Origin of the sequence: Haliscomenobacter sp. (assembly GCF_033763495.1) — a bacterium.
Lineage (GTDB): Bacteria > Bacteroidota > Bacteroidia > Chitinophagales > Saprospiraceae > Haliscomenobacter.
In genome coordinates this window covers 1-25,852 of record NZ_JANRKL010000061.1, presented here as the reverse complement: position 1 = coordinate 25,852, position 25,852 = coordinate 1, and the positions used below count along the sequence as shown (strand labels likewise).

24 protein-coding genes are annotated in these 25,852 nt (G+C 47.2%); 12 read left to right on the top strand and 12 right to left on the bottom strand.

What is annotated here, in order from left to right; genetic code table 11:
• Positions 1-183, bottom strand: a 183-nt coding sequence (locus SFV55_RS06855) for an adenylosuccinate synthetase (protein ID WP_320028736.1), incomplete at its 3' end; no start/stop codon positions are given.
• 206 nt (positions 184-389) lie between these two features.
• Between SFV55_RS06855 and SFV55_RS06850 the strand changes: the two genes are divergently transcribed.
• From SFV55_RS06850 to SFV55_RS06830, 5 genes are all read left to right on the top strand, one after another.
• Positions 390-1,073: a hypothetical protein gene (locus SFV55_RS06850; RefSeq protein ID WP_320028735.1), complete on the top strand. Its 684-nt coding sequence runs from the start codon at positions 390-392 to the stop codon at positions 1,071-1,073.
• Between the two features lie 89 nt (positions 1,074-1,162).
• On the top strand, positions 1,163-1,624 hold the full coding sequence (locus SFV55_RS06845) for a hypothetical protein (RefSeq protein ID WP_320028734.1): 462 nt from the start codon (positions 1,163-1,165) through the stop codon (positions 1,622-1,624).
• A 342-nt stretch (positions 1,625-1,966) separates the two neighbouring features.
• Positions 1,967-2,428: a pyridoxamine 5'-phosphate oxidase family protein gene (locus SFV55_RS06840; RefSeq protein ID WP_320028733.1), complete on the top strand. Its 462-nt coding sequence runs from the start codon at positions 1,967-1,969 to the stop codon at positions 2,426-2,428.
• A 32-nt stretch (positions 2,429-2,460) separates the two neighbouring features.
• On the top strand, positions 2,461-3,084 hold the full coding sequence (locus tag SFV55_RS06835) for a hypothetical protein (RefSeq protein ID WP_320028732.1): 624 nt from the start codon (positions 2,461-2,463) through the stop codon (positions 3,082-3,084).
• Position 3,085: 1 nt separating this feature from the next.
• On the top strand, positions 3,086-3,388 hold the full coding sequence (locus tag SFV55_RS06830; RefSeq protein ID WP_320028731.1) for a hypothetical protein: 303 nt from the start codon (positions 3,086-3,088) through the stop codon (positions 3,386-3,388).
• A 217-nt stretch (positions 3,389-3,605) separates the two neighbouring features.
• On the opposite strand, the gene SFV55_RS06825 is transcribed toward SFV55_RS06830, so the two are convergent.
• The 4 genes from SFV55_RS06825 to queG all read right to left on the bottom strand — a co-directional run bounded on the left by SFV55_RS06825 (position 3,606) and on the right by queG (position 6,709).
• Positions 3,606-4,433: an amidohydrolase family protein gene (locus tag SFV55_RS06825; RefSeq protein ID WP_320028730.1), complete on the bottom strand. Its 828-nt coding sequence runs from the start codon at positions 4,431-4,433 to the stop codon at positions 3,606-3,608.
• Positions 4,434-4,452: 19 nt separating this feature from the next.
• Positions 4,453-4,938, bottom strand: coding sequence for a YcxB family protein (locus SFV55_RS06820; RefSeq protein WP_320028729.1), 486 nt, complete (start codon positions 4,936-4,938; stop codon positions 4,453-4,455).
• 11 nt (positions 4,939-4,949) lie between these two features.
• Positions 4,950-5,681 carry an esterase family protein gene (locus SFV55_RS06815; protein ID WP_320028728.1) on the bottom strand — a complete coding sequence of 244 codons (732 nt, stop codon included), beginning with the start codon at positions 5,679-5,681 and terminating at the stop codon, positions 4,950-4,952.
• 80 nt (positions 5,682-5,761) lie between these two features.
• Positions 5,762-6,709, bottom strand: a complete 948-nt coding sequence (queG, locus tag SFV55_RS06810; protein WP_320028727.1) for a tRNA epoxyqueuosine(34) reductase QueG — start codon at positions 6,707-6,709, stop codon at positions 5,762-5,764.
• 222 nt (positions 6,710-6,931) lie between these two features.
• Here queG and SFV55_RS06805 point away from each other — a divergent pair, with 222 nt between their 5' ends.
• The 3 genes from SFV55_RS06805 (at position 6,932) to SFV55_RS06795 (ending at position 10,058) form a co-directional block, all read left to right on the top strand.
• On the top strand, positions 6,932-7,033 hold the full coding sequence (locus SFV55_RS06805; protein ID WP_320028726.1) for a 30S ribosomal protein THX: 102 nt from the start codon (positions 6,932-6,934) through the stop codon (positions 7,031-7,033).
• Between the two features lie 262 nt (positions 7,034-7,295).
• Positions 7,296-8,723, top strand: a complete 1,428-nt coding sequence (locus tag SFV55_RS06800) for a glycogen synthase (RefSeq protein ID WP_320028725.1) — start codon at positions 7,296-7,298, stop codon at positions 8,721-8,723.
• A 63-nt stretch (positions 8,724-8,786) separates the two neighbouring features.
• A complete protein-coding gene (locus SFV55_RS06795) occupies positions 8,787-10,058 on the top strand; it encodes a glucose-1-phosphate adenylyltransferase (protein ID WP_320028724.1) in 1,272 nt (423 codons plus the stop codon).
• A gap of 81 nt (positions 10,059-10,139) precedes the next feature.
• On the opposite strand, the gene SFV55_RS06790 is transcribed toward SFV55_RS06795, so the two are convergent.
• The gene (locus tag SFV55_RS06790) at positions 10,140-11,237 is read right to left on the bottom strand and encodes a glycoside hydrolase family 130 protein (protein ID WP_320028723.1); all 1,098 of its coding nucleotides are present in this window, start codon (positions 11,235-11,237) and stop codon (positions 10,140-10,142) included.
• 72 nt (positions 11,238-11,309) lie between these two features.
• Here SFV55_RS06790 and SFV55_RS06785 point away from each other — a divergent pair, with 72 nt between their 5' ends.
• Positions 11,310-11,711, top strand: a complete 402-nt coding sequence (locus SFV55_RS06785) for a VOC family protein (protein ID WP_320028722.1) — start codon at positions 11,310-11,312, stop codon at positions 11,709-11,711.
• Positions 11,712-11,717: 6 nt separating this feature from the next.
• Here the strand turns inward: SFV55_RS06785 and SFV55_RS06780 are convergent, their stop codons facing one another.
• Both SFV55_RS06780 and SFV55_RS06775 read right to left on the bottom strand, forming a co-directional pair.
• Entirely contained in the window at positions 11,718-12,344 is a 627-nt protein-coding gene (locus SFV55_RS06780) for a class I SAM-dependent methyltransferase (RefSeq protein WP_320028721.1), read from the bottom strand.
• A 73-nt stretch (positions 12,345-12,417) separates the two neighbouring features.
• Positions 12,418-12,984, bottom strand: coding sequence for a Crp/Fnr family transcriptional regulator (locus tag SFV55_RS06775; protein ID WP_320028720.1), 567 nt, complete (start codon positions 12,982-12,984; stop codon positions 12,418-12,420).
• Positions 12,985-13,016: 32 nt separating this feature from the next.
• On the opposite strand from SFV55_RS06775, the gene SFV55_RS06770 reads away from it, so the two are divergent.
• The 3 genes from SFV55_RS06770 to SFV55_RS06760 all read left to right on the top strand — a co-directional run bounded on the left by SFV55_RS06770 (position 13,017) and on the right by SFV55_RS06760 (position 16,449).
• Entirely contained in the window at positions 13,017-14,186 is a 1,170-nt protein-coding gene (locus SFV55_RS06770) for an MFS transporter (protein ID WP_320028719.1), read from the top strand.
• A 343-nt stretch (positions 14,187-14,529) separates the two neighbouring features.
• A complete protein-coding gene (locus tag SFV55_RS06765; RefSeq protein ID WP_320028718.1) occupies positions 14,530-16,155 on the top strand; it encodes a sulfatase in 1,626 nt (541 codons plus the stop codon).
• A gap of 93 nt (positions 16,156-16,248) precedes the next feature.
• A complete protein-coding gene (locus SFV55_RS06760; RefSeq protein WP_320028737.1) occupies positions 16,249-16,449 on the top strand; it encodes a hypothetical protein in 201 nt (66 codons plus the stop codon).
• A 21-nt stretch (positions 16,450-16,470) separates the two neighbouring features.
• On the opposite strand, the gene SFV55_RS06755 is transcribed toward SFV55_RS06760, so the two are convergent.
• The 4 genes from SFV55_RS06755 to SFV55_RS06740 form a co-directional block, all read right to left on the bottom strand.
• Positions 16,471-16,809, bottom strand: a complete 339-nt coding sequence (locus SFV55_RS06755; protein WP_320028717.1) for a hypothetical protein — start codon at positions 16,807-16,809, stop codon at positions 16,471-16,473.
• A gap of 4 nt (positions 16,810-16,813) precedes the next feature.
• Positions 16,814-17,590: an HNH endonuclease gene (locus tag SFV55_RS06750; protein ID WP_320028716.1), complete on the bottom strand. Its 777-nt coding sequence runs from the start codon at positions 17,588-17,590 to the stop codon at positions 16,814-16,816.
• Between the two features lie 135 nt (positions 17,591-17,725).
• The gene (locus tag SFV55_RS06745) at positions 17,726-21,847 is read right to left on the bottom strand and encodes a hypothetical protein (RefSeq protein WP_320028715.1); all 4,122 of its coding nucleotides are present in this window, start codon (positions 21,845-21,847) and stop codon (positions 17,726-17,728) included.
• Positions 21,848-22,007: 160 nt separating this feature from the next.
• Positions 22,008-25,466: a hypothetical protein gene (locus SFV55_RS06740; RefSeq protein WP_320028714.1), complete on the bottom strand. Its 3,459-nt coding sequence runs from the start codon at positions 25,464-25,466 to the stop codon at positions 22,008-22,010.
• Between the last annotated feature and the right edge of the window lie 386 nt (positions 25,467-25,852).

The window sequence follows — 25,852 nt, the reverse complement described above, 5'->3', positions numbered from 1 at the left end:
GCGGAAAATACCGGAAGGGATGGTGTGCAGGACAAATTTTTTGCCATCAAACTTGAGGGTGTGCCCGGCATTGGGGCCTCCCTGGAAACGGGCGACAATGTTGTATTTTGGTGCCAGGTAGTCCACAATTTTACCCTTTCCTTCATCGCCCCACTGGAGGCCCAATAGTACATCGATTCCCATAAGGTTGTGTATAAATTATAAAAACCTAACTGACCAGCGGTCGGTTAGGTTTTTATTGATTAGTGCTTAGGCTTTAGGCCCATTTTGTGCTGAATAAGTTTTTACGGCGCAATGTAGAGAGAAAAGTTGAATTGAAATAGTGAAAGGGGGAAAACTTGCGTTCAATGCGGGGTGTTGTTTTGAAAACAGTCAATACTACGTAGACGATGAAAACTAACCTGATTATTGGTCTATTGCTGCTTTCAACTTGGTCATCCTTTGCGCAGGATACCAGCTTTATTTTTAAAAACACTGCAAATGGGGTGTACCATGCCATTTTTATTGAGCAAAAGCCTGACTCAAAATATTATGATTGGATTGCAGATTTAAATTTTAAACAACTTGAACAGAAAAATTATTCCACCTCCATAAAATCTTTGAAAGGGAAAAATTCTAAACCTCTGGCCAAATACGATTTGGGTGACCTCCCCAGGCGGTGGTGTTTACTATATCGCTACAATGGTCAATTTTATTTGTATTCACCCTCTGATTACATGGGCAATGAAAATGTAGCGATTACTGATTCAACCTACAACATTTGCTATAGTGATGGTCCCCTTACCAATCGCATTATTGCATTTGCGAAACCAAATGCAGCAACTTACCAATTCAAACTAAGCGGATACAACAACACGCAAAAAACCATCCGTATTCATATGGTAGATAAAAAAAGAGGGATTGCCGTTTTTGAAAACCCTGCTGCAGAGCCCAAACAAAGGTATCGGTTTATGGTACAAGCGGACAAAGCGAAAAACTTCCCAATGATCATTAATTATTGCAAAACACAAAAGCAACTGGAATTTGAGGGGTTTGACAAAGTGGATTTTGCGAAATGGATAGGGAAGAAGTGAAAGATAGTTCGTAAAATGGATGAATAGGAATGGATGAGATTTTGTTAAATTCTGAATTCAAATGATTCATGATGACCAGTATTGCTTCAATGAAGATTAGTTACTTGCCATTGCTTGGGCTATTTTTAACCTTTCTGCCCTCTTGTAGCCTTTTCAGGGTTGGTTCAGGAACCGGGGGTAATCTAAATGCCGCAAAAAAGGTAACTTTTTGCCAATTGGGAGAATACAATGAACAGCTGATCAAAACCAGATTGATTTATTCCGGTGTAGAAGAGTATTGGAGCGCATCTGGATTTGAAAAATGTGACTTAAATCACCGGGTCTATGTGAATTTTGACGATTATTACGAGGGGTGGAAATGGTTGCTCATTAGGGGACAATTGAGCAAAATCCACAACAAATATGACCAAAAAATAGGCTTGCTGAATGTAATTGGAAGGTTTGAAATGGTCGATTCGCTGAGCAATGAGGGAGAAGGTTTTGGGCATTTGGGGCTTAACAAAGCCCAAATTGTCGTAAAAAGTGTCCGAATTAAGGTGAAGAAAAAATAAGTTAAGTGCCAGCGGCATAGCCGTGAAACGTCAATAGAAGCAATGTTCGAATTTTGAATAGACTTGAGGCGATTTGATTATCATAGAATTGGGAGATCTTAGGCATAACGACCAGCGGCAGAGCCGCCAAAACGTCTGTAGCTCAAGGAACGAAGGTAGATTTTGAGGTACGTAGTACCGCAACTATTGTCTTTTGTTCCGGTGCTCTGCACCTTTTAACAGCCTTGCACGACCTAAATGCTACAGACGTTTTGGCGGCTCTGCCGCTGGTCGTTCACTGAAAGTCACCTGCTTCATTCAGGATTGTGTAATTTGAGTTAATAATCAAAATACCACCACAACATGCTCACCACCGACATCAAAAAATCCATCGACACCTGTGTACTCTGCTGGTTGGCCACCGTGGATGAAGACCAGCAACCCAATGTTTCCCCCAAGGAAATGTTCACTTACCTGGATGATGATACCCTGCTGATTGCCAATATCGCCTCGCCCAATAGCGTGCACAACATTGCGCAGCAACCCAAGGTCAGCGTCAGTTTTGTGGATGTGTTTACCCAAAAAGGTTTCAAACTAAAAGGTGAAGCCAAACTCATCGGCAAAGAAGATGCCTCCTTCGCCGCCAAAGCAAAACGTTTCGCTGACTTGTTTTCAGACAAATACCCTGTCCAATGCGTCATTGAAATCAAAGTGACCAAAGTCGATTCCATTCTGGCACCCAATTATTGGTTGTTCCCGGACAGCACCACCGAGCAGAGCCAGATTGAAGGAGCGATGAAAACCTACGGGGTTAAACCCAGATAGTATGTATTTTTAAGGCTAAATATCACTCAGGCATGACTGCGACCATTTTGAAACAAATCGGAAATTTTAATGAAGAGCAGGTACGGTTGTTTGAATCCAAAATTGTGTACCGCAAGCTGAGCAAAGATGAAATCGTTTTGCCCGAGGGAGGCGTTTGTTCTTCGGTTTTTTACAACCTGAGTGGTGCCCTTTATCAATTCAACTACAAAGCGGACAATGAATTAAATGTGGTCGACCTACACCTGGACCGGGAATGGTTTCTGAATGCCAGCAGCTTTTTCAACCAGAAGCCCTCGGATTGTTGCATCAAGGCTTTTACAGATTGTTCCATTTTTGAATTATCCGTGTTCCGCTTGCATGAGCTTATTGCGGTATCGCCAGTTTTCCTACAATTGGGTAAAGTGTTGGAACACGCTACGAGCAGGGTTCATTTTTTTGACAACCTGATGACTCCCCTCCAGAAATACCAATTCGCTGGCCATTTTGTGTTTGCCTTTTATTGGTTTTGGGTTTTATGGCATTTCGGAGGCGCTGCAAACGCCTGGCCGGGTAGCGACTCTGGCGTTTATGATGGCTGCTTTGGGCCTGGTTGCCGCCATGATCGCAGGGACCATCAATGGCCTGACATTGCCCTTGTTTTTATCTCATTCAACTGAGGTGATTCAATCCCAACCAGAGGTAGTTCAATCCATTGTCAGGTACGGCACAGCCATCAATCACCCCATGGATTATGTGTTCATTATTTCGATTCTTTTGGCGATGGGCATTTGGTCGGTGCTGATCCTGCGGACGGCAGTTTTTCCCCAATGGGTAGGTTATTTGGGAATTGTGTTTTTGTTGCTTGTACTGATCGGGCTGGTCTTGAGGTTCAATTTTATTGATTTGACCGGGTTCCGGATTTTTATTTTTGGGTTGTTGAGCTGGATAATGAGTATGGGGATATTGATGATGCGGAGGTAGGGGGATCAAGCGATTGGTAATTTCCGTTTTTTGAGTGAAGAATACATGAATACATGAATTTAGAATTTAGAAGTGAGCTAGCGCAGCGACCCGGTCACTGAGCGTAGTCGAAGTGCAAGGGGCCCTGCGCCAGCTCACTTCTAAATTCTAAACTCATGTACTCTGAACTCAAGCTCAAATTTTTTACTGGTACAAATGTATTGGCAGTACTATATTTTTACAAAGAATACACCCGCTCCGCGTTCCGTCCCATCACATCAGCCTGTTCATCGGCGCTGAAACTGCCAAAATATGCCTCACAAATCCCGATCACATTGGAATAACTGCCTGCAACCAGGCACACAGGCCAATCAGAGCCGTACATCAGGCGTTGGGTGCCAAAAGCTTCGGTGACTTTGTCCAAAAATGGCCGGAAATTGCGGAATTCCCAGTTTTGCCAGTTCGCTTCAGTTACCATGCCGGATACCTTGCAGTGTACATTGGGCATTTCGCCCAGGTGTTGAATGAAGGAGGCCCATTGATCAATTTGTCCAGCTTTAATGTAGGGCTTGGCAAGGTGGTCCAGCACAAAAATCTGGTCGGGAAAAGCTTTTACCAATTCAATCGCGGCGGGCAACTGATGCGGATAAATCAGGATATCATAGGTATACCCCCGTTTGCCCAGGGCCTCAATACCCCTACGAAAAGCAGGGTTTTGTAAAAAATAAGGGTCTGATTCGCCTTGCACGATGTGGCGGAATCCTTTTAAGGTTGGATATTGCTTGTAAAAATCCAGGCGTTCTTCCACATTATCTGCCCGTAAATCTACCCAGCCCACTGTTCCTTTGATGAAGGGATTTTGCTGCGCCAATTCCAAAAAGAATAGATTTTCTTCCTCGTTTTGATCTACTTGCACCAATATCGTCCCGTCAAGGTTGTGCTGCTGCAATGCAGGGGCCAGATCTGCTGGCAAAAAATTGCGCTGAATCAGATGCATCTCGTCATTGATCCAGGCGTGGGTTTCAGGGCTGTAGTTCCAGAAATGTTGATGGGAATCGATGCGCATGGTAGCGTTAAGTTTTGAATTAGCCCTTCAATAGGGATTTTGAAATGAGAAGATTTCTAAAAGCATCATGTTCACTACTGCTGTCAAAAACTCTTTTGGGAACAATGAGTGCAGTTACACTTGATGTATACATAAAATAAAAAGCTTTAGACTCTTTTACCTTTTTAAATGCCATCCATTTTAGACTTCCACTGGAGTCGGGAACCTCGAATTCAATTTCCTCATCAGAGAAGCCGTAATACAACTTTCCTTTACTGAAGGCTGATTTTCGATATGCTCTCTTAAAGCTAAAAAATAGGATGATTACCCAAAAGATTAAAATAATAACCAAAGGCAAAACCCAACTAAAGGCCGTCCACCTATAGTCCTGCTCAACCATTAATGTATTCAACAAGAGGAACGCACAAGCAATCAATGCATAAATGATCGTTCGACCAGAGAAGAAAACGCTAAGCATTGCCCGCAAATATTCTTCTTCGGAAATTTGATAAGATAATTTGATCATATGATTTAAGTTTAGAAGCGCGTCCCCAAATAAGTCGGCAACATCTGCCGCCAGGTAGGCCAATCGTGTTTGATATCTGGCCCCCAAATGTCCAATTCGTGGGGGATGGCTTTGTTGCTCAAGATGTACGAAAGATTTCGACTAGCCTGTGGATCTTCATAATCCCCCGAGCCTGTCACCAAATGAATATGCCCCGAGGAGCGCAACAAGTGTAAAGTATGCTCGTCGGTCAAATTGGGCAAATAATGACAAGGCGAATTGTAATACACATTGTCGTCGTAATGCCCCTTGCTGTAGGCCGTCAGGTCATATACTCCGGACATGGCGATCACCCCCTTGAACAAATCGGGCCTGCGAAAAAACAAATTAGCCGAATGTAAAGCTCCCAAAGAAGCCCCGGAAATAATGATCTGAACATCCTGGCTGGTTTTGTCCTTGATAAAGGGTACCACCTCCTGCTCCACGTAGGCATTGAATTGCTGGTGGCGAATCCCTTTGTGAACAGGGTTCATTTGGTCGTTGAGCCAGGCTTCAGAATTGATGCTATTGATCGAAAACACCTTTATTTTACCACTTTCAATAAAAGGCGCAATGGCATCTATCAATTGAAATCGCTCGTATTCCAAATAGTCAGCACCAGCAGTTGGCAACAAAAGTAAGGCAAAGCCATAATGCCCATACATGGCAACCTCCATGTTTTTGTTCAGATTCGGACTGTACCAGTGGTGTATTTCGCGGTGCATACAGCTTGTAGTTTACTGTTTTCTGATTTGAAGAAGGAAACATACGGTTTTTTAGCCTTATTTCCCTTTGCTGGACTATATTATTCTTGATCCCCCTTGGTTAAAGTTAAAAAAGCAACATTGCGCTGTAAGCCCTCCAGTTTGGTACGTTTAACAGCAGATTGTTTAAAGACTTGATTAAAAACCTCTTGGGTGAGTTCCTCCCAATCACTTTTTCGCATGGACAACAAATCGGGGTGGGGCTCGAAAGCGGGTTCCTGATGGGGCTGCGAAAAACGATTCCAGGGGCAAACATCCTGGCAAACATCACAACCAAACATCCAGTTGTCCATTTTGCCTTTAAATCCCTCCGGTATGGCCTCGCGCAATTCAATCGTCAGGTATGAAATACACTTGCTGCCATCTAACAAATAACCTTCAGGTGAAATGGCCTCAGTAGGGCAGGCATCAATACAGCGGCGACAGGTGCCACAATAATCCCGCATGGGTGCATCATAATCCAATTCCAGATCAAGAATGAGCTCGGCCAGAAAGAAATAAGACCCTGCTTTGGGGTGTATTAATAAGGTATGCCGCCCTGTCCAGCCCAGGCCAGCGCGTTTGGCCCAATCCCGCTCTAAAACGGGTGCCGAATCCACAAAACAACGCCCGGCGACTTGTCCAATGTTTTGCTCAATGTACTGCAAAAGGGCTTTGAGCTTGTCTTTGAGTACAAAATGGTAGTCTTTACCGTAAGCGTATTGCGAAATTTGGGGGGCATCGGGATCTTCCTGTTTGTCGGGATTGTGGTAGTTGTAGAGCAAACTGACGACGGATTTGGCCCCGGGCACCAGTTGCCGGGGGTCCACCCGCTTGTCAAAATGATTGGCCATGTAGTGCATCTGGCCATGAAAACCCCGATTGAGCCAGTCCTCCAAACGCCGCGCCTCTTCATCCATGAATTCCGCCTTGGCAAAACCCACCATGCTGAAGCCCAAACGTTGGGCTTCAGTGCGGATAAGAGCAGTATGGGCTTTTGTTGATGCCATCGTACAAAGGTACAAAAGCAATTCTTACTCTTTATTTGACTTTTACCTAGTAGTGGGGCAAAAATAAGTGCTCATTTTTCTTGGGCCAAAGCATCAGATAAGGCGCTTAAAATGAACCACTTACTTATCCAATCATTAGACAAAATGAAGCACTTATTTTTTATTGCCCTTAGCCAAAAAAGTGTACCTTTGCAGCCTTTAAACCATAAAATTTAATCAACCATGGGAAAAGGTGACAAAAGATCCTTGCGCGGTAAGCTCTTCTTGGGCTCGTATGGCAATGCTCGCCCCAAGAAAGGCAAAAAAGCCAAAAAACAGGGATAATCCAAACAAATGGGTTCCAGTGTTCCAGGGGGTCAAAGTTTTAGGGTTTTAGCTCATTCAGTGCTCCAAACGCTTTAAACGATTAACCCCTGGAACCCAAGAACCCAGGAACCCAGAATCTTGAGCCCTTCCGTAATTTTGCCAAATTTTATTTTCTCTTTCCTGCTTTTTTTCTCCAATAATATTCTATTTTTAGCACTGACGATTGTTAGGAGCATTACCTGCCGTTTTGCTTCAACAAAACACGAACTCGTACTTTGCCATGAAAATATTACATGTCAGTGCTGAATGTTACCCAGCCGCGAAAGCAGGTGGTTTGGGGGATGTGGTCGGTGCACTACCGAAATACCTTAGTCAGCGCGGATGGTCATCTGCTGCTGTAATTCCGAAGTACCAGTTGCCCTGGTTTCAGGCTCGACAATTTGAGCTGGTTTATGCTGGAGCTTTCCGCTTGCACAACATTTATTATCCCTTTGCTATAGAGAAAGAACTGGGGGACAGTCTTGGATTCCCGCTGTATGTGGTGAATTTGCCAGGCAAATTTGATCGCCCCGGGATTTATGGCGATGCTACCGGATGGTTCAACGACAATGCCGAGCGTTGGGTGTTTTTTCAGCAAGCCATTTTAAACTGGGTGCTGAACATGCCCGAAAAGCCAGCGGTCCTGCATTGTCACGATCACCATGCAGGTTTGATTCCCTTTATGGTGCAGCACAGCCTGGAATACCGGGCCATTAGCCATATCCCCACCATTTTTACCATCCACAACGGAGAATACCACGGTGCTTTTGGCTGGGACAAACACGTGTTGCTGCCTGCTTTCGAAGCCAGTGCTTCAGGCCTGATCGATTGGGAGGGAGCCATCAATCCACTCGCATCAGCCATCAAGTGCGCCTGGCGGGTCACTACGGTTTCGGAGACTTACCTGAAGGAATTGATGGAGTACTCCAATGGCCTGGAAGGGCTTCTGCGTGCCGAAGCCGCCAAATGTTTGGGGATTCTCAATGGCATCGACGCCGATGTGTGGGATCCGGCTACTGATCCGTATTTACCGCACCACTTCGAAGGGAATATTGACAGCTATAAATCAGCCAATAAACTGGCCCTGCAACAACATTTTGACGCTGATCTGGAATTGCCAGTCATTACCTTTATTGGTCGGTTGGTTAGAGAAAAGGGCGCTGATTTGATTCCTGACTTGATTGCCAGAGTGTTGTCCGAAGGTTTAGGGGTTTCTTTCCTGATTCTGGGCACGGGGGAGCCTCATTTGCACGAAGCATTGGCCAACTTGCAATGGCGTTTCCCGCGCCGTTGTGCCGTAGTTCTGGCCTACAACGAAGGGATTGCTCACCAACTGTACGCTGGTTCCGACTTTTTACTGATGCCTTCGCGGGTGGAGCCCTGTGGTTTGAATCAAATGTACTCCATGCGTTACGGCACCATTCCAATTGTGCGTTCAGTTGGAGGATTAAGGGATACCGTGATTGATATAGGTGAACCTGATTTACCAGGTCGGGGTATTCGTTTTGATCATTTCACCTTGAATGATGCTGCCTTGGCCATATACCGGGCTCACGAATTGTACCACAATTCAAATGCTTTGGCTCAAGTGAGAGCACACATCATGCAGGTAGACTTTTCCTGGGAAGGTGCCGCAGATAACTACATCTCAGTGTACAGTAGTTTATGAATCAAATATTTAATAAAAAACAAGGGTTTGTCATAAACCTGAATACGCCAACCAAAAAATTGTATGGAAGTGAAAATGATCGCTCTAATTCTCGGCGGTGGCGCTGGCTCGCGGCTTTATCCACTCACCGAGCAACGCTCTAAACCAGCGGTGCCCATTGCTGGAAAGTATCGCCTCATCGACATTCCGATTTCAAACTGTTTGAATTCCGGGGTGCGCAGGATGTTTGTGGTGACCCAATTCAACTCGGCTTCGCTCAACCAACACATCAAGAATACCTACACTTTTGACATGTTTACGCATGGCTTTGTAGATATCCTGGCGGCAGAGCAAACCCCCAATTCACCCAACTGGTTTCAGGGAACGGCTGATGCGGTACGCCAGTCGATGCACCACCTGATCAATCATGACTTTGATTACATCCTCATCCTATCCGGGGATCAGTTGTACCAGATGGATTTCAAGAAGTTTGCTTTTTACCACATCGAAAAAGATGCAGACCTGACCATTGCAACCATCCCCGTAGTCGCCAAAGACGCTTCAGAATTTGGTATCCTCAAAGTGGATGAGGACCAATACATTCAAGACTTTACCGAAAAACCCAAAAAGGATGTACTGCCAGCCTGGCGTTCGCCACTGGAAGAGAAATATACTTCCCAAGGCAAAGGATACCTGGCTTCCATGGGTATTTATGTGTTCAAGCGGGACGTGTTGGAGCGCTTGTTTGCTGAAAAACCCGATGCGACGGATTTTGGCAAAGAGATCATTCCTTATGCCATCAACAACAACTTCAAAGTAGCCAGCTACGCTTTTGATAGTTATTGGACGGACATTGGTACCATTGCTTCCTTCTTCGAAGCCAATATTGCCTTGACCGATCCTATTCCAGACTTCAACCTGTTTGATAAAAGTGCCACGGTCTTTACCCGGCCCCGGCCTCTGGCGCCTTCCAAAATTTATGGCACCTTCTTCAACCGTACCCTGGTGGCAGAAGGTTGTATCATCCACGCCAAAAAGATTGATAAGGCCATTGTGGGGATTCGTTCCCGAATTGGCGAAGGTACCGAAATCAACAATGCCATCCTGATGGGGGCGGACTATTACGAGTCGCTGGAACAAATCGAAGCAGCGGACATCCCTATGGGTATTGGTAAGGACTGCTACATCGAAAATGCCATCATCGATAAAAACTGTAGCATCGGCAACAATGTGGTGATCAAAGGCCACCACTCTTTGGAAAATATGGAAACCTCGACTTACGTGATCCGGGATGGAATTGTCGTGCTGAAGAAAAAGGCGAAAATTCCGAGTGGGACGCGGATTGGGTTGGCGTAAAGGTATTGACAAATGAGCAGAGGGAAGCCTAGCATTGCTAAACATCTCTCTGCCATTTTTAGTACAAAAAAAGATAAGGCTTTACTCCGCCACCGCCACCCCCACAAAAGAATCCGCCGTACCGTAGTACAACCACCACTTCCCTTTAAAATAAACCAGCCCTTCGGCAAAAGTTGTCCCGGCCAGGTATTGCCCTTTCACTTCGTGGGGCAAACTGGGTTTGAGGAACGGCTCATTCAGGCGGCGCAGCACTTTTTCAGGATTGCTGGCATCAAAAGTAACCCGACCTACCGAGTAAGTACCCTTGGGCAATCTGGTATCCGCCTTCTCATCCGTGCTGTTGCGGCCATTGTAAAAGAGGTTGATTTCGTTGTTGAGGATGATGGCGGGCGGGCCACATTCGGTTAGGCTGCTGTCGAACATGCCCGGGCGGGTGCGGATGACGGCCTTGAGTTCGGTTTTTTCATCCACGGCAGGGTACCAGTCATAGAGGTTTTCCGACCAGGCCAGGTTGACAAACAATTCGCCCCAGTACATCCAGTACTTGCCGTTAATTTTGGCCAATACTTGTTTGCCTTTGACCATTTTGGTGACCATGGAGCCCGATTTGCAGGCCATGTCCAGGAATTTGCCGTTGTAGGCTTTGGCAAAGGCAGGGCCTTTCTTTTCCCAGGTTTCGAGGTCTTTGGAAAAAGCGATGCACAAACGGGGTGTTTTGTAATTCCAGGCGGTATAAGCTACTACGTACTGTCCATCCTCGGTTTGGGCCAGCCGGGGGTCTTCACAACCTCCGGGGAAATCGTATTGGTTTTGGGCATCGTTGTCCGGGTACAAAACGGGCGTGGGGTGTTTGGTGAAATGGATGCCATCTGTACTTTCGGCTAAACCCAGGCGTGAAGTACGCCCACCTAAGTGCGCAGCGGGGTTATCCTCGCAGCGATACAACAAAAACACCTTGCCATCCTTAACAATCGCGCCGGGATTGAACACATCGGCCCTTTGCCAACGTACGTTTTGTTTTTTGATGGGGTCAAAAAAAGTAAAACTGGAATCAGCCTTTAAAATGGGATTTTCAGCAGGCTTGTAAAAAGACAACTTTTCCAGACCGCTGTGCATCTTTTGGACAGCACAGGCCGAAAACTGTAGGGCAATGAGGAGAAAAAGGCCGAACTTGCGCATGTTGAATAGGTTTTGCAACGAATGTAGGCATAAGCCTGTCTTGTGGCAACAATTCTTCTAAATTTACACCCAATGATCATCGAACACCTCGCCATCTGGACCCAAAACTTGGAAGCACTAAAAGACTATTATGTGCAATACTTTGGTGCCCAGCCCAATGACAAGTACACCAATGTCCAAAAACAATTCCAGAGTTATTTTTTAAGCTTTGCTTCAGGTGCACGCCTGGAATTGATGAGCCGACCCGATATTCCTGCCAATGCCAATGATCCGGTAAGCGCCCAATACCTTGGTTTGATCCATTTCGCCTTCGGCGTAGATACCATGGCCGAGGTGGATCAAAAAGTGGAGGAATTGCGCGCAGCGGGCTTCCCCATCCTGAGCGGACCGCGCAAAACGGGGGATGGATATTATGAATTTGAAACTTTAGACCCGGATAACAACCGGATTGAGGTGTCGACTTTGTATCGGTAACAGGAGTCACCCTAATTTTTGAAAAGCACAAAAAGTAAACTGTTGGATAGCCTGGGTCGGTGTTAAATGATCGACTTGTTGGCAACGTATTTTTTGGAATTGATGGTCAAAAACTTGCACCAAACTTTGTTCGGAATACTGTTTGATTTCCAGGCCGCTGCATTTTTTTGGCCCTTGCTCCGAGAAGGTTCCAATGACTAAAAAACCGCCGGGTTTGACGGCTTGCGCCGCCATTTGGGCATAGTGTTGGATGTCCGCTGTCGTGGTTAAAAAATGAAAAGCAGCCCGGTCATGCCAAAAATCGTACTGTTCGGTTGGTTCAAATTTGGCAGCGTCAGCAAGGATCCATTTGACGGCTTGGGCCCGCTCACCCAGGCGATTTTGGGCTCTTTCCAGGGCTTTGGAGGATATGTCCAGCACACTGATGTTTTGATAACCCATATCCAGCAGATGATCTACCAATAAACTATCTCCACCGCCCACATCAATGATTGCGGCGTTTTTAGGTATTGAGAATTGTTGTACAAAATCAAGGGAAATGCTGGGTTTGGGCTGATACCAACTGCTTTGCTCCAGTGCTTTGGTGCTGTAAACCTGATCCCAATGCGACTGCTTTGCGCCATTCGTGTTCATGGAGTATACGTTTTGAATTACCGTACAAAACTCCAGGCTTTTCCAATGGCATCCTTTAACATTTGATAAATAATTACTTCACCCCCGCCCGAATTCGACTCAAACTCACCTGCGTAATGCCCAAATAGGAGGCGATATACTTTAGCGGCACGCGCTGCAACAAATTGGGCATTTCGTGGAGCAAATTCAAGTAGCGTTCCTCCGCATTATAAAATTGCAGGCTTTCCAGGCGATTCACGGTTTCTACATACCCTTGCTCAAAAATCTTGCGAAAGAGTCGCTCAATAGCTGGATATTGGTCGTACAAGGCAAAAAGTTGAGTCGCATTGATGGCGATGATCTCCGCCACTTCGATGATTTGGATGCCTTTTTGTGAGGGGCGTTGAGTAAACAGGCTTTCTACCCGGGCGATGATGTGGTTTTCGGCAGCAAAACACTCGGTGATGTCGATCCCATCCTTGTAATAAAAAATGCGGGCCATACCTTTTTGTACAAAATAGATGGTTTTGCAAGTGTGGCCAATGGGTTGGAGGATCTCGTTCTTTTTCAAATGTTGTAACCTGGAAATGGCCAGCAATTGATCCTGGCATTCCTTATTTAGCACTTGAAACTGTTGAAAATAAGTCAATAAAGCATTCATGATCAATTGTTCATGACAAATTCTGTTTTGCTATGCAATACATCACCCGCAGCGTCTGGGTTTTATCCCTCATCAGCCTGTTCACCGACACGGCCAGTGAAATGTTGTACCCGATCATGCCAATTTACCTCAAAAGTATCGGTTTTTCTATTGTGCTGATCGGAATCCTCGAAGGCCTTGCCGAGGCTACTGCGGGCTTGAGCAAGGGGTATTTTGGCAAACTATCGGATAACACGGGCAAGCGGGTCCCTTTTGTACAAATCGGTTATGCCCTCAGTGCCTTGTCGAAACCCATGATGGCCTTTTTTATCCACCCCATCTGGATATTTTTTACCCGTACCATCGACCGCTTTGGCAAAGGCATTCGTACTGGTGCAAGAGACGCCCTACTTTCGGACGAGGCCACTCCCGCAACCAAGGGGAAGGTGTTTGGTTTTCACCGCTCCATGGATACTTTTGGTGCGGTTTTAGGGCCTCTTTTGGCTTTGTTGTACCTGTATTTTCACCCCGAGGATTACCTTACCCTGTTTTACATCGCTTTTATTCCGGGGGTGTTTGCAGTAGCAGCGTCATTTTTTTTACAGGAAAAAAAGCTGCTGGCTGTTAAAAAAAATACCGCTACACCTTTACTCTCCTTTTTGAGTTATTGGAAAAAAAGCCCGGTGGATTACCGCAAACTGGTGCTCGGGCTTCTGGCCTTTACGCTGTTCAATAGCTCGGATGTTTTTTTGTTGCTCAAAGCCAAGGCCAGCGGGCTCAACGATACCTGGATCATTGGGCTGTACATTTTTTACAACCTCATTTATGCCCTGGCTGCTTTCCCATTGGGGATACTGGCGGATAAAATCGGGCTCAAAAAAATGTTCAGCATTGGTTTGTTGCTTTTCGCCATTTTGTATTTGGGCATGGCGACCACCTGTAATGCCTATGCCCTGGCAGCCTGGTTTTTGTTGTACGGCCTGTACGCCGCTGCTACCGAAGGCGTCTCCAAAGCCTGGATCAGCAACATTTCGGCTAAGGAGGATACCGCAACCGCCATCGGCACTTATTCGGCGTTTCAAAGCATTTGCACCATGTTGGCCAGTTCATTGGCGGGGCTGATTTGGTGGCAATTTGGGGCAGCGGCCGCTTTGGCATTGAGTGGGGTAATGGCCTTGATTGTTGGTGGGTATTTTGTGTTGGTTGTTCCTGCGGTTCGATAGCGTAGGTTTATCTTTATTTTTTAGGAACGGAAATGAAATATTGTCAAAATAAATCTTCCAAAACGAGCTCCTGGCTGATTACATCATTTTTCAATTATTAGTTGCTGAATCTATACAAAAAGAAGCAGATTCAGCAACTAATAAAAATTATTCCCTGCTGAATCTATGCAAAATCATACCTTTTCAGCAACCAATAAAACATTGCCGAAATTGTGAAAAAAAGTTGGCACAGAAACCTGGGGTTAAATTTTTCTTTCCATAAAAAGTATGTCAGAAGACCCTAAATTAGCAATAGTATTCATCATCAGCGCAATGTGCAGGCATTGCTCAAAAGAACGATCGCATGAAAAGAGCTTACATCAGTTTGTTTTTATTAGCAGCAGGAGCCTTGCTTTTTTGGTCCTTTAAGCCCCCAAAGCAAGAGCGCCCCAACATCGTCTTCATCATGTCCGACGATCATGCCTACCAGGCCATCTCGGCATACAGCGATAAACTGTTACAAACCCCCAATATCGACCGCATCGCCAAAGAGGGTATGCTGTTTACCAATGCCTGCGTCACCAACTCGATTTGTGCGCCCTCGCGCGCGGTCATCCTCACCGGCAAACACAGCCACCTGAACGGGAAAATTGACAACTACTTCCCTTTTGATACCACCAATGTCACTTTTCCCCAACTGCTGCAAGCCAATGGCTACCAGACGGCCATGTTTGGCAAGCTCCATTTTGGCAACAATCCCAAGGGTTTTGACGAGTTTAAAATTCTGCCCGATCAAGGGAATTATTACAATCCCGACTTCATCACCAAAAAAGAAGGCAACATCAAGTTGACCGGCTATGTCACCGATCTCATCACCGACATGACCCTCAACTGGCTGAAAAATGAACGAAAAAAAGACAAACCCTTCTTCCTGGCCTATTTGCACAAGGCCCCCCACCGCGAATGGCTACCGGCTGAACGCCACTACAAGGAGTTCATTCAACGCAAATTTCCGGAACCCGCTACCCTTTTCGACAACTACGAAGGTCGGGGCCGAGCTTCCAAAGAACAAGAAATGAACCTCCTCACCCACATGAACTGGGCGGGTGATTCCAAAATTTCCCCCGAGAACATGGATAAACTGGGCATCAAGGAATCACATTCCTACGACAAACGCAATTACAACGCGACGGTCGGGCGGATGAACGCAGCCCAACGCAAAGAATGGGACGCGGTGTACGGCAAAATGAACGAGGAATTCATCCAAAACTATCCCAAGATGACCCAGGAAGACCAAATGCGCTGGCGCTACCAGCGCTACATGCAGGATTACCTGGGTTGTATTGCCTCCGTAGATGAGGGTGTTGGAGAGGTGCTGGACTTTTTGAAAGAGAATGGCCTGGACAAAAATACCATTGTGGTGTACACCTCCGATCAGGGCTTTTACCTGGGTGAGCATGGCTGGTTCGACAAACGTTTCATTTTTGATGAGTCGTTCAAAACCCCTCTCCTGGTCAAATGGCCGGGGGTAATCCAGGAGGGTTCACGCAACTCTCAAATGGTGCAAAACCTGGACTTTGCCCAAACTTTCCTGGAAGCGGCGGGCATCAAGCCCCCGAGCGACATGCAGGGCGAAAGCCTGATTCCCATCTTTAAAGGCAAAGGCCAAAACTTCCGGGACGCGGCCTATTACCACTATTACGAGTACCCCAGCGTACACATGGTCAAGCGGCACTACGGAATTGTCACCGAACAGTACAAACTGGTGCATTTTTACTACGACATCGATGAATGGGAATTGTACGATCGGATGAATGACAAAAACGAAATGAAAAACGTGTACAACGATCCCAAATACGCCAAAGTAAGGGCAGAACTGCACAAAAAACTGGCAAAGTTGAGGCTGAAGTACAAGGATTCTGAGACTCTGGATAAAATGTACATTGAGAAGTATAAAGTGTTGGAGGCGGAGGGGAGGATTTTTAAGTGAGGGGTGGGGGATTTGATCTGAAAGCCTAGGGGCACAATTGCTCTCTAAGTGATTGAAATTAATAACTCGGCTCAGCACTCTTTTCCCTTTCTGATGAACTGTTTCCAAAATGGAAATAGTTCATCATCCTTCCAACTAAAATTGTACAATGTAGTTGCCAATTGTGTTCGGTTTTTCGCCCGGGTTTTAATCACTGGAATCCCCGGACGGGCTAAGGCAAAACAATTGGAAAAGGAGCACATTGATGCTTATGAGGTGAAATATGGCAGGAAGCCGAGGGGGAATCGGGAGTGAGGTGGATCAAATAAAATGAATTCACATTTCAGTCACAATCAAATCCAATACTTCCATTTCATTATGGCAATTATCAATTTGGGTAACAATTCTGTCTGTAAATTCAATCAAATTTTCATTGGGTAGAACCCACAATTCTTTAAAATCATTATGTTCAAAGACTACGTATTCAAAGCCGTTTTTTCTAAAAACTTTGTCGGTCTCAAATTCTAAGTTTTTGTCGAATTGAAAGGCAAAGCTTTTTCTATCTAATATGTTGTAGTAACATGCCAATAGATTGAATCCCCATTTATTGGCAATCGGGGTTTTGGTTACGATTTCTTTGTTCGGTTCGTTTTTTAACCAGTAGTCTACATGCATAATCCTAGTTGTTTTTTAGGAAAACTTCATCCAAATGGTACTGAATAAATTCCTTTTTAGGAAAATATCGCTGAGGAAGAACTAGGGGTTGATTTTCCAGTGGTGCAAAATATTTTTCAAAATAGTCAGAAGCTTTCTTCTCCTTTAATCTGGAAGAAAGTAAAATTCGGTACTTTTCATCAAGCCCGATTAAACCTTTATCAAATGCTTTATCGTAAAGTGCGGAAAAACAAATACCGTTTTCAGGGTTTAATCGTTCCTCTTCATTTTTTGACCAGGGAATAATATGGCTTGCAAAAAGCAACTCAGGAATATCAATACCTGTGATTGCGCATCTTCCTGAATAATTTGCCATCACAATTTGTCTAAAAACATTTTGATTTACTCTTGTTTTGACTTCACGAAGTCTTGTTTCACCTTTTAAATCCTTCAAATCAAAAAGTAAATCATCAAACTTTATTTCAATGGTTTGGTTCTGCTTTTCAGCTAGAATTCTTTCGCTTTCAAAAATTAGTAATTCTTTATTTTCAAAAAACTCATCCCAAATTGGCTGGCATTGTTTTATTCCACCTACCATTCCTTTTACCCCCCTATTTTGATGATAGGGGTCACAAGACGCAAAATTTGAAAGGCGAATGGCAATTGAATTCACAGTTCGCCCTAAAAGATTTGCCATTTCAACAACCTCTGACGTTCTAGTGTGCATTTTGCCAAACGGTAATTTTAGGTATACATTAAAAACAAGTACCAGTTCATCTCTTGTCCATAGTTTTCTTTCCATATAGATAAAAATTTAGACAAAGTATTTTTAGTACTGGACATTTTTATGAATAAAATTACCAGAGCAAAATTGTTAACTATTTTGCAGAACACCAAAACAGTAGGAAAAATTCCAGGTTAATACTCAGTTGGTTTCTCACACCACCCCATTCACCTCAAACACATCCAAAAACACCAACCGCTCCCCCATCGTCACACTTTTATTCTCCACCCCTGGCACAAAACCACTCTCCCGAACCGGATCATTCGCCACCAATTCATACTCCTCCACAATCACCCTGAAAGGTTTGCTTTTGTACTCATCCGGAATCTCTACGCCAGTATTGAAGGCCATTTGCCCATCCACGATGAAATTTTTATCGATGTCAAACTCCTTCACCCACAGGGTCGTTGTTTCGCGCAAGATGCTGATGAAGGCCTCGTCCGTTTTCGGAATCGTTGGCGTTTCCACTGCAATGCGGATGCGCGAGCGGATCATCGGGGTTTTATTGCCCGTATCCAATTGCGGCAGGGAGATCGCTACGGGGACTGGCCCCGCTACGCCGATGGAAAACTTGTTTTTTGCCGCAGGCCCACCCGAATAATTCAACACCACCGTACGCGGCGCGGGCAACTGAATCCAGTCCGTATGCACCACCCCACTCAGGCAGCAATCCTTGTTGTCGATGCGCAGGGAGTTCTTTTGGTAACGCGCTAGGGCCAGTTTTACAAAGGGGAAATAAGCCTTGCCCGTCGCGATGGGCACATTCGCGTAATACAACTGCCGCTCTTCGTCGAACAGTGGTTGGTACGCCGCCGTAGCCACCCGCACCGTTTCCACTTCCGCCAAAGTCAGGGATTTTTCATACGCTGCTGCGAGGGGGAAGGTGTTCAAATCCGGCGTCGGGAATTGCTGGTTGTTCAAACCATTGGCCACATAAATCGGGTCCTGCCCCCAGAGTGTAGCATAAGGCTCATACCCCGCATTGTTGTTGGGAGCCAGCACCACGCCCAGCATTTCCTCCTCCCCGCTGCTGAACCAGGGCCGCTTGAGGTACACCTGTACATTGGCTGTGCGGATATGGGTTTCACTTTTGCCCGGACTGCTGGATTTCAGCCAGTTGAAGCTCGGGATCACATACTCCACCAGCGGAACCGCCGGGCGTGCCGTGCTCAAAATGCTCACTTCCTGCGTAAGGCCCCCTTTGGTGATCAGCGGAAAATCTTTCTTTTGCTGAGCCAGGACGGTGAAATACTCCCGATAGCGCGTAGTGGCAATGGTCGTGTAGCGCACTTTGCGGTGTTTGGTATCTTGAAAAGCCTGGATCACCTGGCGGCCATTTTGCCCACTACCCCAATCTGAAGTATCGTCATTGTAGCCAATCAAGAGGGATTGCACATCGGCGCTGCTGGGTTTGATGTTGGCTTTGACTTCCGAGAGGTCGTCTACGTATTCATTCCAGCCCGCAATCAAAGCTACCTTTTCGGTGCTGGAGGCATGCGTTTTGAGTTGGAAGCGCAGGGCGGCGGTAGTGTCGCCGTACTTGCGTACAGCTTCAATTTCTACAGTGCCTTTTTTTACAATACTCGGCGCGGTCAAGGGTTGTTGCAGCGCATGCACCAGCGTAATCCGCCGCCAGGGCGAGACCATCCAGTGCAGGCTTCTTAGCGCAAAATCGCGGGAAGGTGCAGCTGGGTTGCCATCGTTGAGCATAGCAAATACCCCCGAAAGGCCCTGCAAATCCGCAGGCCGCCAAAAACTGGCATAGCGCAGTACCGCCATTTCCCCTTTGGGCAAATACACCGTGAGGATGCGACGCTCATCGTCCCAGATGGGGCCCTTCATGGCAGAGCCTGAGTTTTCTTCCAAGCGAATGCGCAGGGATTTCGGCGTTTGCCATTGCTCATAAGTCAGCGCGGGCAAGGTGGAGGGGTCGGCGATTTCGCCTTTTTGATAAAAGCTGAAAAAATGCGGTTTGCCCCGCGTCCAGCTGTCGGTCAGGTTGCGGCGCGGCGATTCAGGGTCGAGGCAAAACACAATGCCCATCGCCATGGGGTCGGCAATGTATTCCAACTCAAGATTGCTAGTCTCGCGCTCTTTCAGGGCGATGAAACTACGCGACACCTTGGTGAAATCGCCAGGGTTGTTGAATTCCTGGTCTTTTTTGTCGATCCAATTCCACACATCCTGACGCCGACCGGGTTCACTCATCGGTTTGTCAAAGAGGCCGTGTTGTTCCGCCAGCAATTGGGCAGCTCGTGGTGCCTTGATGTGGCGTTCGGAGTAGGGCGGATAAGCCCCGGGCAGTTCTTTGCTGATGAGGTTGTTGCGCTCGTAATCCACGGCGCTGACGTTGCCATTGCTGCGCACCACCATCCTTTCCATCGATTCCCCGTCGCGTTGTTCATTGCCCAGGATCAAGGCCGGGGTAGGCAAAGAATCGAAGCGCTGGTAAGTGATTTCAGGGCTGACGCTGAGGGTGGGGTTTTCCGGATTTTGCTCATGGCTGAGGCTGTTGCCCGCCAGGTCCACGGTGCGGATTTTGATGCGGTATTTGTTGCCAAAACGCAGTTTGGGCAAAGTGCCTTTGACCAGATTGCTCTTGATCTGCAGGCGGAAATTTTTAAAGTCTTTGGGCAAAAGGTACTTGTCTTTTGTAGTGTCGTCTACTTCAGTACCGCCAGGGCGAGGGTTGTTCAAAGCTTTGCCGGGCCGGGGCACCGAAAGGCTCCAACCTTCCCAACGCGCCATCACCTCACCTACGCGCAACTGGGTTTTGTCCTGCGTATCCTGGGTGACCGACAATTGGATGAATCCTTCGTCTTCTACATTGTCTTTCAAGCGGATATTTTTGCCCTCGGGGTCGAGGATGTATTCGTCCAGGCGGCGGTGCAGGGAGTACCATTTTCCACCCGCTTGAATGTCCATCCGATAGCCTTGTACCAGGTCGTCGGCGTAAAGCAGGTTGGCGGGAACGGCAGGGAGGACAAACACCGTTTTGTCAGCCTTAAACTCCTTGGTTTCGGGTGCAGTTTTCAGGAATTTTTCGCTGAAGGCATAGGCATTGACCCATTTTTTATTGAGTTGAGCGGCTAGTCCATTGCGTACCACGGCCAGTCCGGCGCTGCGCAGTGCGGGCAAGCCTGCTTCACGAGGTTTTTCGTTCTCGTAATCCAGCAGGTTTTGCGGACTTATTTTAACCGATCCATTGTAGTTGTTGCCGTTGTAAAAATTCAGTGCCTGTTTGCCCTTGAGCTGCATGAGGTTGTCCATTTGCTGGGCCAGTTTCATGGCCGCACCATTGGCATCAATCTGCACGATGGCAAAATCAGGGCTGTTGATTTTGAGAAAACCCTTATCGATGCTGCTTTCAGAGCGGGATTGGGCATAAAAACCAGCGGGCGTCAATTGATAAGCCGTAGCGGGACAGGAGATCTTGGTGTCCGAGTTGAAGTTCATTCTCTCCGGTGCCACACGTACGAAGCCCGTGCTGGGGATGTCTTTCAGCGCTCTTTCGGGCACCACCAGATCAATCACCAACCCAAAACGCCGCAACAAATCGGGATGCGAGGACAAAACCGCCAGGATGTCGTGGTATTCAAAATCGGGCCTTCTGATTTCCGGCAGTGGGCCTCTGATGTTCTTTTTGTTGCTGGCATCATTAAAAATGCGCACCTGGGCAAAGTCGGTTTGTGGGTTGGGGGTAGGCGAAAAAGGCATGGCTTTGTACAAGGACAATTGCCGCTTGATGCGGGATTGCCCGGTGGGGCGGTATTGGACAAAATCAGCTTCACTGTACGGCGGGCGCTTTTTTTGAAAATCTGTCACCAGTTCGTACTCGCTGATGTCGCTTAGTTCTCGGACCTCGCTGCTCAGGAAGTTTTCATCGGGCAGGGTCTGTACTTTTTGGTTGCCCACTTTTTTGTAGAGGTCTTGGACAAAACTGGCGATGTGTTTTTCCGGGAAAGAATTGAGCGTGAGTTTTCCCAGGTCTTCCGGCTGGTAAGAGCGGACTTTTATCCCCGGGTTAAAGAGCTGCTCGTAGTTGTCGCGATCCAGTTTTACTTCCAGATCGACCTTGTATTGTTTGTCGTCGTTGAAATACAAGGTAAAACGCCCTTGCTCCATCAGGCGCGGCCATTTGAGCAGGTCGGGGAAACTTTGCAGGGTTGTCTCGCTCGTCGAGCTCAATTGAATGCTGACGTGGGCGGAGATCATCATTTGCCCGGTTTTGGGATTTTTCCAGGGCAGGGCGGTGAAAATGAATTGCTGAGGCATATGAAGAGTGATGAATTGTTAAAGAATGGTTGAGGGAGGTTGAGGGAGGTTTAGGGAAGTTGAGGGAGGTTGAGGTTGCCACAGCGAATTGGACAAGGACTTTGTCAAAATCGCTCGCGGTAGCCTCAACCATCTAAACCTCCCTCAACCTTCTCAACCTTTATGCCGCAAACGCATCCCAGTAGTTATTCCAGTCGTCTTTACCGACCATCATACCAAAGGTGGGGTCGGCCCCCGATCCGGCAAATTCGCGGCGGGTGGTTAGCGATACGGTTTTGGAGAAGAACAGCACTTCCACTTTTACCATCAGCGTCGCTTCACCCCAGGCTTTGCCAGTGCTCACGTTGTATTCGAGTCCGAGGTAGAACATCACCGAAACCGTGATCAAGCCCAACACACTCAAAGCACCGTTGATGCGCACATAACCCGTAAGGCTGGTGATGGAGTTGCCGTTGTCGATGGTCATTTTGAAATAAATGCCTGCCATGACCGATACAGCGCCGCTGGCGACCCCCAGATTGAGGGCTACGGCAGCACCAAACTCCAGGGCAGCTTCCAGGGAGCGTAGGCCTTTTAGGTCCAGCTCAAGACCAAAAAAACCACCACCGCCCAAAGCTGAAACCGTGAGGGTAAAAGGTTGGTGCCGCTCACAGAAATTGAAACGCAGGCTCATGGGGGAACCCGTAAAAGGTAAATTCACGGTAGCGCCCAGGCTGATGTTGCGCAGCATAAACGCCCCCAGCGATAGGTCTGGCACGGCGAGGGTATAACCCGTTTTTACCCCACTGGTGGTTACATCCAGAAAGGGCGGATCGCTGAAACCATCAGCAGGGATCAGGTTTTTCAGATCGTTGAGGAAAGAAAGTGGGCCCAGGAAACTCATGGGTTCCGCTTGCATGTCCACACTGATGTCGGTTTTGGCTTGACTGTTGACCGAAAAACCTACCTTTTTAAAATTGACCTGGATGATGCCCGCGAGCAGTACATTGAAATTGTTGATCGAAGAGCTGGTGGTAAAAGTAGGTGCAGCTCCATTGCGCGGGCGGCTGATGGCCGTATTGATTTTGATGGTTTCGGTCGGCGTGTTTGATTTTAAGGTGAGCAAACCTCCCGCGAGTTTGTATTCTGGTTCGGTTTCGCCATTCCAAAGCATTTGAGTCACCACCTTGTCGGGCAACTCCACATTTTTTAGCACGGGCATTTTGGCGGTGTAGTCGCTCATCCTTTTTTGCAGCGCAGCAGTTTCGGCACTCAGGGCATTTTTGGCGGCATCCAAGGCAGCGCCGCCACTTTCCTTGGCCTGTTCGAGTTTGGCTCGGGCATCTTCCACTTTGCTGACGGCAGTTTTGATCTCGGCGAGGTAGCCATCCACATTCAGCCCCACTTTTTTCATCAAGCCAGAGAGGGGCACTACCCCAAACAACTTGGCTTCGGCTTGCCCGTTGGACTTGAAAAAATTGGCTGGGTTAAAACTCAGGTTTTGGATTTCGCCCAAGTCACCTCCTACGGCGCCCTGAATTTTGGACAAACCCGTGAGTTGAAAATTGGGCACCAATGCCCCACCCGCCTTGTCGGCATTCCCGGCAAAATCGAGGTTGGCCGAAACGTTGACCTTGGCAAATACCTGCCCCTTGTTGGTGGCACTGGTATCGTCCACCAGTTCCACCGTTACCGTTTCTTTTTTACCCGTAAGGGATTCATAAGCGGGCTCGTGTAGGTCAATGCCACTGATTTTGGGGTAAAAACCCGTGGGGCTACTTTCCAGGTATTGTACCCCAAATTGAATCTGGTCTACTTCAAAACTGGTATCTCCCGGCACCAGGCTACTGGCAATGGCCATTTTTTGGCCACGGGTACTGGCACGGGTACTTGGCTGTACGCCCTGACTTTGCATAAAAGCATAAGCGTTGTATTGCTGGGTGAGTTTGTCCAGCGTGCTTTTATTGGCTTTACCAACCACGTTGGTGCCTACAAATACCAGGGGAAGTTCAAAGTCGATCTCTCGCCCTTCGGGATCCACTCCACTGACTTTGAAAGGAAAGCCTTTGCCGCCAACGGTAATGGCAAAGTTGGATTTGTCCGCCGTTACTGATTTTTCAAAGGCCTTGACGGGCTGATCCAGATTGGGTGTGACCAGGGTATGGATGCGAATCTGGCGGAAAGGGAAGGCCATAAAGGTGTCGCCCAGGTATTTCTTCTCTGCCTCAGAAATGATCACAAACTCGCGGGTGCGGTTGAGGGCAAAGCCGGAATCAGTTTTCCGTTCGGTGATTTTTACGTAGGCCGCACGGTGTCCAAAGGGCAATACATAACCTTCTTTGACCACTTCCACGTAGTGATCGCGGCCCATCGTAGCAAGATGTGACCATTTGATCAGGTTGAGCGCAGCGTAAGAGGGCGGGGTGAAATTGCTGTCGAGCCAGCCACCCAGTGCACTCAACATCAGTCGATTGACTTCAATGGAATGTGGCGTATAATTGGGGATATTCCAGTTGCTGCTTTTGTGCACAATCTGGTGGCGATCGTCGTTAGATAGGGCCGTTTTAAAATTGGGGTCAGCACTCGGCAATTTGCTGTAGTCCTCATTGATGCCATAGGCCCAGATGGCGCGCAGGGTAAGGATTTTTCGCGCAGCCTCACTTTCATCGATGCCTTTGGCGGTACGCATGCCCAGGCGGGTATGCCACATTTCGTACACCTCAAACTGGGTGGGTTTGCCCTTGTTGGCATTGACAAATTCGGCGAAGAGGCGCAGTTTGTGATCGTGGGCAAAGCCAGCAAATTGGTTTGGCGACAAAATCACCCGCCAGGGCAATTCGATCGCGGTTTCATTTTGATCGGGTTCGCCCATCCGAATGGAGCGGGGATTGACGCTGCTGGGGGTATTTTTGAAAGTTTCTTTGATCAAATCTTCCAATTGCTCTTCGCTGGCCAGGCGGTAGGTTTCATTTTGCCGCTGGGTACGCAGTTTGGCTGAACTCAGGTTTTGGCTTTGCTGATAATTGTTCAATACCTTGTTGGCCCGAGTGTTCAGGGTGAGGTTGTTGGCGTTGAGGTTGGCATTGGGGCGGACTTGCCCGGTATTGAAATGGGCACCAGTGAGGATGAACTTGTTTGCTGCCAAAGCCCGGCCATTCACCACCAACTCGTACTTGCTCCAGTCGAGTATTTTTTCTGCAGTCAGTGGAATGCTGGTAATGTTGGCGGGGATTTTGAAGACCAAGCGGCTGGGGCCAGATAAAAAAGCCGCAGCCGGGTATTGCCTGGCCTCACTGAGGTCGAAAGCCTGCTCAGCAATACTTTGTGGCTGGAAAAAGACGGCCAAAAAAGCATCGCCGCCCGTTCGTTCCAACTGGTTGCCAGCGCCTTTTTTAAAATTGAGGAAAGACATTTTCAGGTGCAGCAAATCCTGCGGTCGAAAGATGCTGAGGTTGACCTGCCCATCGATTGGTGGGAGGTCGTCTTCGGAAAAAAAGAGCGCCGTGCTCGGGTCAGCCAACAAGGGACTTACCGGTAAGCTCACCCCGATTAATGCTAACCAGCTCAAAAAAGCGCGGCGGGAAGCCAAAGGGAGTTCATCCCCGACCTCGGGTTCGGTGTTTGGGACTATGGAGTTCATGCCAAATTGGTTTCCAATGGGTTGATTACTAGGAGGGATGAACAAATATATTCATTTCTGGCGAAGTCAAAAATGCTTACCGATTATTTTTGATACTACTTCAGGGCATTAACATATAGAAAAAAAGCTCTTTATTTATCCTGGTCAGTGCACTAATCCTCATCTTTAAAGGTAAAAGCCAAATTGCGGCTAAAGCACAAGGATTTGGAGAAAGGGTTGACCTCTGAATCACTTAACCTTAAAAGTTTCACGTATTCTTCTTTTCCGACGGATAAAACAAATGCTCAGCGTCAAGAAAAACCACATAAAATACATGCCCGATAACATGCCCTGCTACTCTGCCTTTTTGTCCGGAGATACGCATGACTACTGCCCATTGCAAATCC